Raw genomic sequence first — 14,062 nt, 5'->3', positions numbered from 1 at the left:
ATCAATGCTTCCGTGGAGCCAGGTAGCTGAGCCAGCGGCGCTCGGCCAACTTGAACAGGCGCACCAGGATGAAGGTCAGGCACAGATAGAACACACCTGCGGTAATGTAGGCTTCAAACGGCAAGTAATACTGGGCGTTCACCGTGCGCGCAGCACCGGTGATATCGATCAACGTGACGATGGAGGCCAGGCTGGTGGTCTGCAGCATCATGATCACTTCGTTGCTGTACTGCGGCAGTGCCCGGCGCAAGGCCGACGGCAACAGGATGCGGCGATACAGCTTGTAGCGCGACATGCCCATGGCCTTGGCCGCTTCGATCTCGCCATTGGGCGTGGACTTGAGGCTGCCGGCGATGATCTCGGCGGTGTAGGCGCTGGTGTTGATGGCAAAGGCCAGGCAGGCGCAGAAGGTCGCACTGGACAGCAACGGCCAGAGGAAACTTTCGCGCACCGCTTCAAACTGGGCCAGACCGTAGTAGATCAAGAACAGCTGCACCAACATCGGCGTGCCGCGGATCACGTAGGTGTAGAGCCAGGCGGCGCCGTTGATGATCGGCTGCTTGGACACACGCATCAGGCCCAGGGGCAAGGCAGCGAGCAAACCGAAGAACAGCGAGATGGCCAGCAATTTCAGGGTGGTCAGCAAACCGCCGAGGTACAGCGGCATAGCCTCCCAGATGACGTTGTAGTCGAAGATCATAGATCAGCCGCCCTTATGCCTACCGAGTAGCGCTTCTCAAGATAACGCAGGGCCAGCAACGAGACGCTGGTGATCACCAGGTACATCGCCGCCACTGCGAGGAAGAAGGTAAAAGGTTCGCGGGTGGCATCGGCCGCCTGCTTGGCCTTGAACATCATGTCTTGCAGGCCCACCACGGAAATCAGCGCGGTGGCCTTGGTCAGTACCAGCCAGTTGTTGGTGAACCCGGGGATCGCCAGACGAATCATCTGCGGTACCATCACCCGGAAAAACACCTGAAAACTGCTCATGCCGTAGGCGAGACCGGCTTCGGCCTGGCCCTTGGGGATTGCCATAAAGGCGCCACGGAAAGTCTCCGAGAGGTAGGCGCCAAAGATGAAACCCAGGGTGCCAATACCGGCGACCAAGGGGTTCAAGTCAATATAGTCGTCGTAGCCCAGCAGCGGCGCGACGCGGTTCAACAGGTCCTGACCGCCGTAGAAAATCAGCAGGATCAGCACCAGGTCGGGAATCCCACGGATCACCGTCGAATACAAATCGCCCAGCCAGGCCAACCAACGCACCGGCGACAGGCGTAACGCGACCCCGATCAGACCCAGAACAATGGCCAAGGCCATGGACGACAAGGCGAGCTGAAGCGTCAACCATGCGCCATCGAGGATGACAGCCCCGTAGCCTTTCAACATGATTCAGGTCCTCGAAAAGGGGGGATGAAAAAATGGCGCAAACTTCAGAGACCCTGTTGCTTGCGCCATTTAAGACAGACCGCTGCGATAAGTTAGTTGGCGGCTTTGGTGTCAGCGCCGTAAATATCGAAGTTGAAGTACTTGTCCTGGATAAGCTTGTATTTGCCGTTGGCACGGATCGCGTCAATGGCAGCATTAATCCGGTCCAGGTTGGCCTTGTCGCCCTTGCGTACTGCGATGCCTATACCGTCGCCGAAGTATTTGGCGTCGGTGAAGGCTGGGCCGACAAACGCATAGCCTTTACCGGCTGGCGTATCGAGGAAACCTTCCTGCAACAGGGTGGCGTCTGCCACGGTACCGTCAAGGCGACCAGCTTCCACGTCCAGGTAGATTTCGTTCTGCGAGCTGTAAGGAACCACGGTGGCGCCTTTAGGTGCCAAGACTTCCTTGGCGAAACGGTCGTGGATCGAACCGCGCTGCACGCCGATTTTCTTGCCTTTCAACTCATCCAGGCTGTCGCTGACAACGGTACCTTCCTTCAACGCCAGACGCGCTGGGGTCAGGTAGTAGCGGTTAGTGAAGTCCACAGACTTCTTGCGGTCGTCAGTGATGGACATGGACGACAGGATCGCGTCGATCTTGCGCACTTTAAGCGCAGGGATCAGGCCGTCGAACTCTTGCTCGACCCACGTGCACTTGACCTTCATCTCTTCGCACAGGGCGTTGCCGATGTCGTAGTCAAAACCAACGATGCTGCCGTCCGGTGCCTTCGAGGCAAACGGAGGGTAAGCCGCTTCGATACCAATCTTCAGGGGTTTTTCATCGGCGGCGAAGGCCTGCATCGACAGGACGGACAGCGCCAGGGCGCCCAACAGCACGAGTTTCTTCATCTTGGGACTCCATCGGTATAGGGCAAAAACAGCAGTATGAGCCATGGCTCACGATGCGACTGAGTGAAACCGAATAGCGGCGCTTCGTCCTACGCAAATTCAACAGCAGCGACGGCGAGCGAGTGATCGGCATTCTAACGACAGGGCGGAAGCCGATATTTCCTCAATGCGACAACAATTTACAGAAGCACCGAGAAAGCGGCTCAAGCGCATTGACAGCCCCTTGATTTTGTGCAGAGGCTAAAGATATTAAACCTGTTAACACTGCAAGTTACGGGCCCATTATTCGCAAACCCTTCTAGTCCGGCAAGTCTGACGTTTAATCTTATTTTCGGGTGTATCTAAAATGGGCGTTTAAGGGGTGCCGGAGTAGCACTTTGCCTCATGCTTGGGCAGCGGGTTACACATTTAGATGGCTGGGTAACATTCAGAAACTTCCCACCATGAAAACCGATATTTATTTACCTCGCGGCTAGAGTGGTCTGTCAGACAGTCATTGCAGGACCGGCTTTAGCGGTGTCGCTGATGACCAGCCCCGCACCCTAACCCTCTCCTCCACCCAATAAAAAGCCCCGCTCTCTTGCATCGAGAGCAGGGCTTTTTACTGGGCGGGTTTACTCAGCCAGCTTGAAGGTAATGAAGCTGGCACGACCCTGACGCAGGACGCGCATCGACACCGAGCGATTTTTCGGCAATGCCTTGGCGATGTCGGTGAACTCCTTGGCGGAGTTGATCGCCTGATTGTTCAGATGAGTAATGACATCCCCCGGCTGCAGGCCGATCAACGCCGCAGGGCCATCCTGAACTTCCTTGATGACCACACCACTTTTCAAGTCGAAGCTTTTTTTCTGTTCATCGGTCAGCTCGACCACGGCAATGCCCAGGCGATTGCTACTACGTTCGGCGCCAGACTTGCTGCCCAGGGCATCAAGCGCCTGGCCTTCCTCCGGGATGGCGCCTACGGTCAGCTCGACGTTCTGGCGTTTTCCTTCGCGAATCACTTCCAGCTTGGCCTTGCTACCGGCCTTGAGCGCACCTACCAGGTGCGGCAAGTCAGCAGACATTACGATCGGCTGGCCGTTCATGCTCAGAATCACGTCACCCACTTGCAGGCCACCTTTGGCAGCCGGCCCGTCATCCTGGATCTGCGCGACCAAGGCACCGGCTGGCTTGTCCAGGCCGAAGGACTCAGCCAGGTCCTTGTTCACTTCCTGAATCACCACGCCCAACCAGCCGCGACTGACCTTGCCACCGTCTTTCAACTGGTTGGAAACGTCCATGGCCACGTCGATTGGAATCGCGAACGACACGCCCATGAAGCCACCGGAACGGGTGTAGATCTGCGAGTTGATACCTACCACTTCGCCCGCCAGGTTGAACAACGGACCGCCGGAGTTGCCCGGGTTGATCGGCACGTCGGTCTGGATGAACGGCACGTAGTTTTCGTTCGGCAGGCTGCGACCGATGGCGCTGATGATGCCCTGGGTCACGGTGTGGTCGAAGCCAAACGGCGAACCGATGGCGACCACCCATTGCCCTGCTTTCAAGTCTTGGGATTTACCCAGTTTCAGGACCGGCAGGCCCTTGCCTTCAATCTTCAGCAAAGCCACGTCGGAACGTGGATCAGTGCCGACAAGCTTGGCCTTGAGTTCACTGCGATCAGCCAGGCGCACGAGAATTTCGTCGGCATCAGCGATCACGTGATTGTTAGTGAGAATGTAGCCATCGGGCGAAATGATGAAGCCCGAACCCAGGGATTGGGCTTCGCGCTGACCGCCACCACCGCCACGGGGTGACCGTGGCTGGGGCATGCCACGCTCGAAAAACTCCCGCAGCATCGGCGGCAGACCTTCAAGGTCTGGCATCTGCTGATTGGATACTTTGCGATCCGGTAGCTTCTGGGTGGTACTGATGTTCACAACGGCAGGCGACGCCTGCTCCACCAGTTGGGTGAAGTCAGGCAGCTCGGCCGCTTGCGCGGTAACGACCTGACCCAGCACCAGCACCGTGGCGACTATGGATAGGTAAGACTTCAAACGTGGTATCGACATACAGCTCCCGTTACGACGAGCAGGGTTGAGCGACAGGGTTCAAGAAACGCCGAAGACTGCCACCGGCATTTTTGTTCCGCGAACAAAACAAGGCCAGAGCCGAGAAACTCTGACCTATAAAAAACATAGTAGGATTTTGCAAGTGAAAATACTGTCCAGACATTTCATGTTCTCAACCGCAAGGCAGGCATCGACTGACTCCTGCACAACAGTGAAACGTCAGGATGAACATAGTATTAACAGCTCATTGCTTGGAGGGTGTCGCGCCACTACGAACCGACAACGCAATCCTTTCAGCGGTGCCAATCGGAATTTCGCCAACAACCGTCGCCATCATCTGGCCTTCGGGCGTATCCAAGCGTCGCGACACCGCCACCGTCGGCCCTAACTGAACGCGGGTCTCACTCACTGTTGCATCATCAAGCGGCTCAAGAAACACCGAAAAGCGTGCGAGCCCGTCCTCGTACATCAGGCTGCTGACCACAACGTGGGTCTGAGCGTCTTTGCGGACGCTGCTGCGACTTAGCTGGAAGCCCGGCGGCAGCCAATCCAGATGCCAAGCCTGAGCGTCCCCGACTTGCGGCGCCTTATTACTCGCGAGCACTACGGGCTTGCAGTCATTACTGGGCTGCAATTGGCGCTCACCGGGTACATCTGAGGTGTTCAACTGAGTGAATTGGAATCGCTCCAGCAACTGGCCCTTGTCATTAAGCAGCAATGACTTCAATGGCAGCGCGGTTTCACGATCCAGATGCAACTCGAAGCCATAACGGTACGGGTCACGGGGCGTCAGCGTCACAATCACCGCATTACGGCCAGCCACACGCGACTTGCCAATAACGGCAAGGTCGTAGAAAGCTTCGAGTTTTTGGGGGTCAAAAGCACGGGAAGGAGAGCCCGAAGAGTCACCGAGACCGGCAACGAGAGTGCCGCTGACGCACTGGGTACGCCCATCGACACGAACAACTTCCTGGGCGGAGCCGTCAAGCTGCAACAGCCGCTCGCGAACCTGACCATTCTGAACACGATGCCAGATGTCATGGGTAGAAAAACTACCGTTACGCTCGTAGATGAAGGTGCCCTGGAAGCTTTGCTGCTGCTCGGCACGCCCAAGACGAATCAGCCAATCTTGGGCTTCCTCGGCATGGGCGGGTACTGCAGACCAGCCACTGAGCAAAAGCGCAAGGAGCGGTATGGCGCGCATAAGGCTCCTTAACGATTTAGCGGTTTTCCAGGCTTGCAGCGCGAGCGTATGGCAGTGCACTTTCAGTGCCTTTCAAGGCCGACTCCTGTGCGTGTTGGCGCAGGTAGCCCGGAAGACGCTGATCCTGCCAGCCGGACTGCCCCTGAAGCACGCCGTTGGCCATTGGGCCAGTAGCGTCGGAGCTTTCCTTGTAACCGGCCAGTACGGCTGGACCCTTGACCTGCGGACCGGCCATGACCGGTTGCTGGGTTTGTTGGGCCAACTCGGCACCAGCGATCTCGTCCTGATTGTACAGGCGCACACCGGCCAATACGGCCACAGTCACCGAAGCAGCAACTGCCAGACGACCCAAGCTACGCCAAGGACCGCGAACAGCTTTTGCCGGAACGGCTTCATCAGCCAGCGCAGCAGAAACGGCCGCAGCAATATCCAGACGAGGGATTAGTAGATCCTTGTGCATCACCGCCCGAGCGACTTGGTAACGAGACCAGGTATCACGGGTTTCGGCGTCATCAAATGCGTTAAGCACTCGACGAAGTTCCAGTTCATCCGCTTCGTTATCCATCACTGCGGACAGCGATTCCTGCAGGGCATCACGACTCATGGCGGTTCCTCTCTTGGCTGTCGCCGCTGTCTCAGTTTTCCTGCAACAACGGCTGCAGGGCTTTATCAATGGCTTCCCGAGCCCGGAAGATCCGGGAGCGTACGGTCCCCACCGGACACTGCATGACACTCGCAATGTCCTCGTAACTCAGACCATCGAATTCACGTAAAGTTAACGCCGTACGTAAATCTTCTGGCAGTTGCTGAATAGTGCGATGGACGGTTCCTTCGATCTCGTCGCGCAGCAATGCACGCTCCGGCGACTCGAGATCCTTGAGGCCGTGATCACCATCGTAAAACTCTGCATCTTCCGAACTCACATCACTATCTGGCGGGCGGCGACCGCGAGAAACCAGATGGTTCTTCGCCGTGTTAATGGCGATGCGGTAAAGCCACGTGTAAAACGCACTATCACCGCGAAAATTACCGAGCGCACGGTATGCCTTGATAAAGGCTTCCTGTGCTACGTCCTGCGCTTCATGGGTGTCGTGCACAAAACGCACGATCAACCCGAGAATCTTATGCTGGTATTTCAGCACTAGCAGATCAAATGCTCGCTTGTCGCCGCGCTGAACGCGTTCGACCAGCTGCTGATCCTCTTCCTGGGTTAGCATGAACACTCCTCGTTGTACTTGGAGGAGACTTGCATAACTGAACGTTCAGGCTTGCAAACATAGACTCGGACTTTTCGCAAAAGTTCTCCCCCTCCAAGCAAGTTTCCGGCGCGCACTGATTTGGCACACACGAAAAACGCAGCGCGGGCAACGCCGGCTGCGCGAATAATCTTGTCGCCGGATTTCTGACGCGCCTCATGTTAGAGGCCGATCAATAATTCCAACGCTTTCCCAGCTTTCGGGCAACCTGCTATTGAGTCGGGGCTTATGCAAAAAGTTCCCACACCAATACCCGCAGGCTTGTGAAAGCCGTGCACTTCGTTGACCGCAATCTCACAATGCCACGAATGCCTGGCTATTGTGCCGATCCCCCCCTCTATATACTAGTGGGCCGTGTGACCCTTTGATTCGCCGATCCAGGCGTCCTGTTTGCGCCAACCCTTCGGATCGCTTTTTGCGGAATCCTTCAAATGAGCCAACAGTTTCAACACGATGTCCTGGTGATTGGCAGCGGCGCCGCAGGCTTGAGCCTTGCATTGACCCTGCCGCGCCATCTGCGCATAGCCGTACTGAGCAAGGGCGACCTGGCCAACGGCTCGACGTTCTGGGCCCAAGGAGGTGTCGCCGCGGTGCTGGATGACACCGATACGGTGCAATCCCATGTCGAAGACACTCTTAACGCCGGCGGCGGTCTGTGCAACGAAGACGCAGTGCGCTTCACCGTCGAGCACAGTCGCGAAGCCATCCAGTGGCTGATCGACCAGGGCGTGCCGTTCACCCGCGATGAACAATCCGGCACTGAAGACAACGGCTTCGAGTTCCACCTGACCCGTGAAGGCGGCCACAGCCATCGGCGCATCATCCACGCTGCCGATGCCACCGGCGCCGCCATTTTCAAGACCTTGCTCGCCCAGGCCCGGCAACGACCGAATATCGAACTGCTGGAGCAACGGGTCGCCGTCGACCTGATCACCGAGAAACGCCTGGGCCTGCCCGGCGAACGCTGTCTCGGCGCCTACGTGCTCAACCGTGGCAGCGGCGAAGTCGATACCTACGGCGCTCGCTTCACCATCCTGGCCTCGGGCGGTGCCGCCAAGGTGTACCTCTATACCAGTAACCCCGACGGCGCCTGCGGTGATGGCATTGCCATGGCCTGGCGTTCGGGCTGCCGGGTAGCGAACCTGGAGTTCAACCAGTTCCACCCCACCTGCCTGTATCACCCACAAGCCAAGAGTTTCCTGATCACCGAAGCCCTGCGGGGCGAGGGCGCGCACCTGAAACTGCCCAACGGCGAACGTTTCATGCAGCGCTTCGACCCACGAGCCGAACTGGCGCCCCGGGATATCGTGGCCCGCGCCATCGACCACGAAATGAAGCGCCTGGGCATCGACTGCGTCTACCTGGACATCAGCCACAAGCCCGAAGACTTTATCAAGACCCACTTCCCGACGGTCTACGAGCGCTGCCTGCAATTCAACATCGACATCACCAAAGGCCCGATCCCGGTGGTCCCAGCCGCGCACTACACCTGTGGCGGCGTCATGGTCGACCAACAGGGCCGCACCGACGTACCCGGCCTGTACGCCATCGGCGAAACCAGCTTCACCGGCCTGCACGGCGCCAACCGCATGGCCAGCAACTCGCTGCTGGAATGTTTTGTCTACGCACGCTCCGCCGCCGCTGACATCCTCGAACAGTTGCCGCGCATCCCGGTGCCGGCCGCCCTGCCCCGCTGGGACGCCAGCCAGGTCACCGATTCCGACGAAGACGTGATCATCGCTCACAACTGGGACGAGTTGCGGCGCTTCATGTGGGACTACGTGGGTATCGTGCGTACCAACAAGCGCCTGCAGCGGGCGCAGCATCGGGTGCGATTGTTGCTGGATGAGATCGACGAGTTCTACAGTAACTATAAAGTCAGCCGCGACCTGATCGAGTTGCGCAACCTGGCCCAGGTGGCTGAACTGATGATCCGCTCGGCCATGGAACGCAAGGAAAGCCGAGGCCTGCATTACACCCTCGACTACCCGAACATGCTGCCGGTGGCCCTCGATACTATTCTGGTGCCAACCACCTACGGCGGCTGAACTTCAAGCGTACCCGCAGGCGCCGATGCACATCGCCAGCCTGCGAATCCTGCGGTACACAGATCGAATGCACCCGCCAGTCGCCCGGCAAACGAAAGCGCAGTACTACAATAAGCGGTAATGCCAGGCTGTCGGGGCGCAGTTGCACGCTGTGCCAGCCGCGCACTTCGCTCCACAACTGCCAACCGTCGGCGTCACGACGCAAGCCACGGATCGACGAACGGTGAGTCAACAGGATATGGCGCGGCAGGACCCAGCCGGCATGGGCCAGGCACAAGACTGCACCGAGACCGGTAACCCACAAGGGAACAGCGAGAAACAACAGCGCACCCAGCGCGAACGCCTGGGCAAGGAGATAGGCCGCCAGCAATTGCCCGGAGGCCTGCCAGCGGCATTCAAAGGCATTATTTGGGCTGGACACGATCCAGAATCATCCGAACCATGCGCTGCAGCTCCGGATCTTCAGACTCGGCACGTTCCATGAACCAGCCAAACATGTCCTGATCTTCGCATTCCAGCAGCTTTCGGTAGCAGTCGCGGTCGACATCGTTGAGGTGCGGGTAGACCTCCCTGACGAACGGCACCAGCAATACATCCAGCTCAAGCATGCCGCGACGGCTGTGCCAGTAGAGGCGGTTGAGTTCTACATCTTCGACCATGGAGCGCTCCTCAAATAGAGCGCGAGTATACAGACCGACGTCGCCTGGAACAGCCGGCTTTGGTCGAGCACATGGAAACTACCCATTTACCGGGCGCCCCTCTATGATGCACCCATGACTTTCAACCTGCGATGACCCATGGCTGACTCTGCTTTCTTCTGCCCCCTATCCCACGAAGGCGTCCTGGCTGTACGCGGCGCTGACGCTGCCAAGTTCCTCCAGGGACAACTGACCTGCAACCTCAATTACCTCAGTGACACCCAGGCCAGCCTGGGTGCCCGCTGCACCCAAAAAGGGCGCATGCAGTCCAGCTTTCGCATTCTGTTGCAAGGTGATGGTGTGCTGCTGGCGATGGCCAGCGAACTGCTGGAAGCGCAACTGGCAGACCTGAAGAAATACGCTGTTTTCTCCAAATCCAAACTGACCGACGAAAGCGCCGCCTGGGTGCGTTTCGGCCTGGCGGATGCCGACCAGGCACTTGTCAGCCTCGGCCTTGAACTGCCGCCCGAGACCGATAGTGTTGCGCGCACCGACGAGTTGATCGCCATTCGCGTCTCCCCTGGCCGCGCCGAACTCTGGGCGCCAGCGGCAAACGCTGAAACCCTGCACAACCAACTGGCCGCCCTACTGGCCGAAGGCGACCTGAACCAGTGGTTGCTGGGGCAGATCCGCGCCGGTATCGGCCAGGTCATGCCACAGACCCGCGAACTATTCATCCCGCAGATGCTCAACCTGCAGGCCGTCGGCGGCGTCAGTTTCAAGAAAGGCTGCTACACCGGCCAGGAAATCGTCGCCCGCATGCAATACCTGGGCAAACTCAAGCGCCGCCTGTACCGCCTGAGCCTGGACGCCAGCGAATTGCCCGAGCCCGGTACACCGCTGTTTGCCCCGACGCACAACAGCGCCATTGGCGAAGTGGTGATCGCTGCCCGAGTTGACCAAGTGATTGAACTTCTAGCGGTGCTGCAAGCCGAAGCAGCAGATAGTGGCGATGTGCATTTAGGTACCTTGGAAGGACCGGGGCTGCACCTGCTCGACCTTCCTTACCAACTGGACCGAGATCGCGAGATCCAGCGTTAATCGCCGTACCCTTTTGCAACGCCCTAGAGAGTAGAAATGAACCAACTGGCGGAAAAAGTCCAACAGGCTTTGGTTAAGGCCATCGGTAACGATGACCTGGTTCTGCCAACGTTACCGGAAGTGGCCCTGGAAATTCGTCAGGCCGCCGAAGACCCGGACATCAGCATCAGCCGTTTGAGCAAAGTGATCGGCCGCGATACCGCCCTGTCGGCGCGGCTGATCAAAGTGGTCAATAGCCCGTTGTTGCGGGCGAGCCAGGAAGTCACCGACCTGCACACCGCCATCACGCGCCTGGGCACCAACTACAGCAGCAACCTGGCCATTGGCCTGGTGATGGAGCAAATTTTTCACGCCCGCTCCGAAGTGATCGCGCAAAAAATGCGCGACGTATGGCGCCGTAGCCTGGAAGTGGCAGGTGTCAGCTATGCGCTGTGTCGTAGCCACAGCCAACTCAAGCCTGATCAGGCGGCGCTGGGTGGCCTGGTGCATCAGATTGGCGTGCTGCCGATCCTCACCTATGCCGAAGATCACTATCAACTGCTGTCTGACCCGGTCAGCCTTAATCATGTGATCGAAAGCATTCACCCGCTGCTGGGGGACAAACTGCTACGGGTCTGGGAGTTTCCGGAAATGCTGGTCAAGCTGCCGGGGCAGTACCTGGACCTAGGGCGTGACTCCGAACGCCTGGACTATGTCGACGTGGTGCAAGTGGCAGCGCTGTACTGCCACAAAGGCACCGATCACCCGTTGGCCGCGGTACCGTTGTCGAACTTGCCGGCATTCAAGAAACTTAAGATCAATCCGCACAATCGCACCTTGAATGCCGACCTGGATGACGCGCGGTCGATGTTTTACTGAGAGCGAGCTTGCTCGCGAAGCACTCAAGGGCACCGCGAGCAAGAACCAGGCGTCCCCCTCGCTCCTACAAGGAGTTGAAGCTCACCCGAACCTTCAGTCCCGCCAACTCACCATCATGCAGGCTGATCTGCGCCAGATGGGCCCGGCAGATTTCCCCGACAATCGCCAACCCCAGCCCTGAACCTGCACCCTGCTGATTGCGCCGGTAAAACCGCTCAAACACCCGATCCCGCTCATCCAGCGGGATACCCGGCCCGTCATCTTCCACTTCCAACACCGCCGGCGCCGTGACCCGCAGGATTACATTGCCGCCCGCTGGTGTGTGAGCCAGGGCGTTGTCCACCAGATTGCTCAGCAACTCATTTAACAAGGTTGGCTCGCCCCGCAACCACACCGGTTCGTCCGCCTCCAATGCCAGGGCAACGCCACGGGCGTGGGCCAGCGGCGCCATGGCCATACCCAGCTCACGGGCCAACTGGCTCAAGTCCAGCAACTGCGCGCCACCTTCGGCAATGGCCCGAGCGCCGTTTTCGATACGGGCCAAGGACAACAATTGATTAGCCAGAAGGGTCAGGCGATCAGTGCCTTGAGCGGCGGTTTCCAGGGTAGTACGCCAAGTAGCCGGGTCTTCGGCGCGCAAACCCAGTTCAAGGCGAGCCTTGAGCGCCGCTAACGGGGTGCGCAATTCATGAGCGGCATCGGCAATAAACTGCGCCTGGCGCTCGAACTGCCCGCGCAGGCGTTCGGTGAAATGGTTCAAGGCCCGCACCAGCGGACCCAGTTCGTGCTGTACTTCCACCAGCGGCAGGGGCCGCAAATCATCTGGCTGGCGTTCCTCCACTGCCGTGCGCAACCGCTCCAGCGGACGCAGCGCCGCACTCACCGCAAACCACACCAGCAGCAAGGCACCGATGGCCAGCATCCCCAGGCGCAGCAAGGTGTCGGCCATCAGGCTGCGGGCCATACTGACCCGTGCTTCGTCGGTTTCGGCCACGCGAATTTCCGCCATGCCGTTCATGTTCGGCTCCGACACCGCCTTGAGCAGGCTCACCACCCGCACGTTCTGTCCCTGATAGCGGGCGTTGTAAAAGCGCGCCAGGGCCGGGTAATCATCCGTGCGCAATGTGCCCGGTGGCGGGCCTGGCAGGTTTTCGTAGCCGGAAATCAGCTTCTGATGAATGTCGTTGACCTGGTAGTAAATCCGCCCGGCGCTGTCGTAGGCGAACGTGTCCAGCGCCACATAGGGCACGTCGGCGCTGAGGGTGCCATCGCGTTGGGACAGCCCGGCAGAAATGGTTCGCGCCGACGCCAGCAAGGTGCGGTCATACGCCGTGTCGGCCGCTTCGCGACCATTCCAGTAAGCGCTCAAGCCGCTGGCCAACATCAACACCACCAGCAACAACGCCAGGTTCCACAGCAAGCGCCAGCGCAGGCTGCTGGGCTTATACATCGCGCGCTTCCAGCAAGTACCCCAAGCCACGGAAGGTGACGATAGCCACCGGTTGGCCATCGAGTTTCTTGCGCAAGCGGTGGACGTAGATTTCGATGGCGTCCGGGCTGGCCTCTTCATCCAGGCCAAACACCTGGGACGCCAACTGCTCCTTGCTCATGACCCGGCCTGGACGGGCGATCAACGCTTCCAGCACCGCCTGTTCGCGGGAAGTCAGGGTCAGCAGTTCGCCGCCCAAGGTAAAGCGCCGGGTGTCGAGGTCGTAGACCAGCACGCCACAGGCCTGCTGGCGCTCGCCGCCCAATACGCTGCGGCGCAGCAATGCCTTGACCCGCGCTTCCAGTTCCGTCAGCTCGAACGGCTTGGCCAGATAATCATCCGCGCCAAGGTTCAAACCATGCACTCGGTCCTTCACGTCACTGCGGGCGGTCAACATCAATACCGGAAGATTCTTTCCACGGGCCCGCAAGCGCGCCAACACCTCAAAACCGTCCATGCGCGGCAGGCCCACATCAAGGATTGCCACCGCGTATTCCTCGCTGCTCAAGGCCAGGTCTGCCGCCACGCCATCGTGCAGTACATCCACCGTCAAACCCGTGCTCTTGAGCGCCTGGGCGACACTTTCAGCCAGCTGCAAATGGTCTTCGACCAGAAGGACACGCATGGATTCTTACCTCATTCAGGGATGGCCGGCGCCACACTTTGCGGGGGAGTTTACAGGCGTCCCCCACGCTGTGAAGCCCGAAAACATTGAAAGGCAGCTGAAAGGTTAGTGAAAGCTTCGCCCATTAGCATCCAGTTACGGTGGGTTACGACTTGCCGAGCTATTTCACCGATAGCGCCCGAAAAACGCCTCGAAGCGTTTTCGCCAAAATAAGAACAATAACGGAGTGCACCAACGATGCTGTCGACACAGCCCCAGGCTTGCCTGCCTGCTCGTTCTTCTCGCCTGCCCCAGACTGTCCTTGCCGGCTTTTCGCCGCTTGCCCAGGCTGCCTTCTTCGAAAACAACAACAGCCGTTTCCTGAGTGGTGCCACCGGCAAGCACTTCGACTTCGATGGCGTGGGCTACGAGCTCACCGCCAGCTACCACTTCCCCCAACTCGACGACGTGTATCGCAAACATTGCCTCAGCCTAGTGGCCTCGCGCGCTGGAGTGCCTGGTAATAGACACACCCAA

At 58.9% G+C, this 14,062-nt stretch carries 14 protein-coding genes and 1 pseudogene; 4 read left to right on the top strand and 11 right to left on the bottom strand.

Annotation, left to right across the window (positions count from 1 at the left end):
• Position 1: 1 nt before the first annotated feature.
• The 7 genes from ACZRKZ_RS02655 to rpoE all read right to left on the bottom strand — a co-directional run bounded on the left by ACZRKZ_RS02655 (position 2) and on the right by rpoE (position 6,748).
• Positions 2-700, bottom strand: a complete 699-nt coding sequence (locus tag ACZRKZ_RS02655) for an ABC transporter permease (protein ID WP_463980635.1) — start codon at positions 698-700, stop codon at positions 2-4.
• Positions 697-1,386 (bottom strand): ABC transporter permease, encoded by a 690-nt coding sequence (locus tag ACZRKZ_RS02650; RefSeq protein ID WP_463968344.1) that lies wholly within the window; start codon positions 1,384-1,386, stop codon positions 697-699. Before ACZRKZ_RS02650 ends, ACZRKZ_RS02655 begins: the two co-directional genes overlap by 4 nt.
• A 92-nt stretch (positions 1,387-1,478) precedes the next feature.
• A complete protein-coding gene (locus ACZRKZ_RS02645) occupies positions 1,479-2,276 on the bottom strand; it encodes an ABC transporter substrate-binding protein (protein ID WP_463968343.1) in 798 nt (265 codons plus the stop codon).
• Between the two features lie 614 nt (positions 2,277-2,890).
• Complete coding sequence (locus ACZRKZ_RS02640) at positions 2,891-4,327, bottom strand: DegQ family serine endoprotease (RefSeq protein WP_463980634.1); 1,437 nt, start codon at positions 4,325-4,327, stop codon at positions 2,891-2,893.
• A gap of 244 nt (positions 4,328-4,571) precedes the next feature.
• Positions 4,572-5,531, bottom strand: coding sequence for a MucB/RseB C-terminal domain-containing protein (locus tag ACZRKZ_RS02635; protein ID WP_463980633.1), 960 nt, complete (start codon positions 5,529-5,531; stop codon positions 4,572-4,574).
• Positions 5,532-5,547: 16 nt separating this feature from the next.
• Positions 5,548-6,135, bottom strand: a complete 588-nt coding sequence (locus tag ACZRKZ_RS02630; RefSeq protein ID WP_003233921.1) for a sigma-E factor negative regulatory protein — start codon at positions 6,133-6,135, stop codon at positions 5,548-5,550.
• A gap of 31 nt (positions 6,136-6,166) precedes the next feature.
• Positions 6,167-6,748, bottom strand: coding sequence for an RNA polymerase sigma factor RpoE (rpoE, locus tag ACZRKZ_RS02625; RefSeq protein WP_133099265.1), 582 nt, complete (start codon positions 6,746-6,748; stop codon positions 6,167-6,169).
• A gap of 470 nt (positions 6,749-7,218) precedes the next feature.
• On the opposite strand from rpoE, the gene nadB reads away from it, so the two are divergent.
• Complete coding sequence (gene nadB / locus ACZRKZ_RS02620) at positions 7,219-8,835, top strand: L-aspartate oxidase (RefSeq protein ID WP_463980632.1); 1,617 nt, start codon at positions 7,219-7,221, stop codon at positions 8,833-8,835.
• Here nadB and ACZRKZ_RS02615 read toward each other — a convergent pair.
• The gene (locus tag ACZRKZ_RS02615) at positions 8,804-9,256 is read right to left on the bottom strand and encodes a protein YgfX (RefSeq protein WP_463968339.1); all 453 of its coding nucleotides are present in this window, start codon (positions 9,254-9,256) and stop codon (positions 8,804-8,806) included. The genes nadB and ACZRKZ_RS02615 overlap by 32 nt on opposite strands.
• Positions 9,240-9,494, bottom strand: coding sequence for an FAD assembly factor SdhE (locus ACZRKZ_RS02610; protein WP_003212000.1), 255 nt, complete (start codon positions 9,492-9,494; stop codon positions 9,240-9,242). The genes ACZRKZ_RS02615 and ACZRKZ_RS02610 overlap by 17 nt, the downstream gene beginning before the upstream one ends.
• A gap of 138 nt (positions 9,495-9,632) precedes the next feature.
• Here ACZRKZ_RS02610 and ygfZ point away from each other — a divergent pair, with 138 nt between their 5' ends.
• Positions 9,633-10,574 carry a CAF17-like 4Fe-4S cluster assembly/insertion protein YgfZ gene (gene ygfZ, locus ACZRKZ_RS02605; protein ID WP_463968338.1) on the top strand — a complete coding sequence of 314 codons (942 nt, stop codon included), beginning with the start codon at positions 9,633-9,635 and terminating at the stop codon, positions 10,572-10,574.
• Positions 10,575-10,610: 36 nt separating this feature from the next.
• Positions 10,611-11,432, top strand: coding sequence for an HDOD domain-containing protein (locus ACZRKZ_RS02600; protein WP_463980631.1), 822 nt, complete (start codon positions 10,611-10,613; stop codon positions 11,430-11,432).
• 64 nt (positions 11,433-11,496) lie between these two features.
• Here ACZRKZ_RS02600 and ACZRKZ_RS02595 read toward each other — a convergent pair whose 3' ends face one another.
• Positions 11,497-12,882, bottom strand: a complete 1,386-nt coding sequence (locus ACZRKZ_RS02595; protein ID WP_463980630.1) for a sensor histidine kinase — start codon at positions 12,880-12,882, stop codon at positions 11,497-11,499.
• Positions 12,875-13,546: a response regulator gene (locus ACZRKZ_RS02590; RefSeq protein WP_463980629.1), complete on the bottom strand. Its 672-nt coding sequence runs from the start codon at positions 13,544-13,546 to the stop codon at positions 12,875-12,877. Before ACZRKZ_RS02590 ends, ACZRKZ_RS02595 begins: the two co-directional genes overlap by 8 nt.
• Positions 13,547-13,783: 237 nt before the next feature.
• Here ACZRKZ_RS02590 and ACZRKZ_RS02585 point away from each other — a divergent pair.
• A pseudogene (locus ACZRKZ_RS02585) lies at positions 13,784-14,047 on the top strand (hypothetical protein); the annotation flags it as partial.
• Between the last annotated feature and the right edge of the window lie 15 nt (positions 14,048-14,062).

It is taken from the genome of Pseudomonas sp. c313 (genome assembly GCF_055407145.1).
The sequence above is the reverse complement of the archived record's forward strand: the minus strand, read 5'-3'. Positions and strand labels throughout refer to the sequence as shown.

Coding starts and splice junctions, on each gene's coding strand:
- ACZRKZ_RS02610 (WP_003212000.1), bottom strand. CDS start 9,494: ATGGTCGAAGATGTAGAACTCAACCGCCTCTACTGGCACAGCCGTCGC.
- ACZRKZ_RS02650 (WP_463968344.1), bottom strand. CDS start 1,386: ATGTTGAAAGGCTACGGGGCTGTCATCCTCGATGGCGCATGGTTGACG.
- ACZRKZ_RS02640 (WP_463980634.1), bottom strand. CDS start 4,327: ATGTCGATACCACGTTTGAAGTCTTACCTATCCATAGTCGCCACGGTG.
- ACZRKZ_RS02590 (WP_463980629.1), bottom strand. CDS start 13,546: ATGCGTGTCCTTCTGGTCGAAGACCATTTGCAGCTGGCTGAAAGTGTC.
- ACZRKZ_RS02595 (WP_463980630.1), bottom strand. CDS start 12,882: ATGTATAAGCCCAGCAGCCTGCGCTGGCGCTTGCTGTGGAACCTGGCG.
- ACZRKZ_RS02635 (WP_463980633.1), bottom strand. CDS start 5,531: ATGCGCGCCATACCGCTCCTTGCGCTTTTGCTCAGTGGCTGGTCTGCA.
- ygfZ (WP_463968338.1), top strand. CDS start 9,633: ATGGCTGACTCTGCTTTCTTCTGCCCCCTATCCCACGAAGGCGTCCTG.
- ACZRKZ_RS02630 (WP_003233921.1), bottom strand. CDS start 6,135: ATGAGTCGTGATGCCCTGCAGGAATCGCTGTCCGCAGTGATGGATAAC.
- ACZRKZ_RS02600 (WP_463980631.1), top strand. CDS start 10,611: ATGAACCAACTGGCGGAAAAAGTCCAACAGGCTTTGGTTAAGGCCATC.
- nadB (WP_463980632.1), top strand. CDS start 7,219: ATGAGCCAACAGTTTCAACACGATGTCCTGGTGATTGGCAGCGGCGCC.
- ACZRKZ_RS02645 (WP_463968343.1), bottom strand. CDS start 2,276: ATGAAGAAACTCGTGCTGTTGGGCGCCCTGGCGCTGTCCGTCCTGTCG.
- ACZRKZ_RS02655 (WP_463980635.1), bottom strand. CDS start 700: ATGATCTTCGACTACAACGTCATCTGGGAGGCTATGCCGCTGTACCTC.
- rpoE (WP_133099265.1), bottom strand. CDS start 6,748: ATGCTAACCCAGGAAGAGGATCAGCAGCTGGTCGAACGCGTTCAGCGC.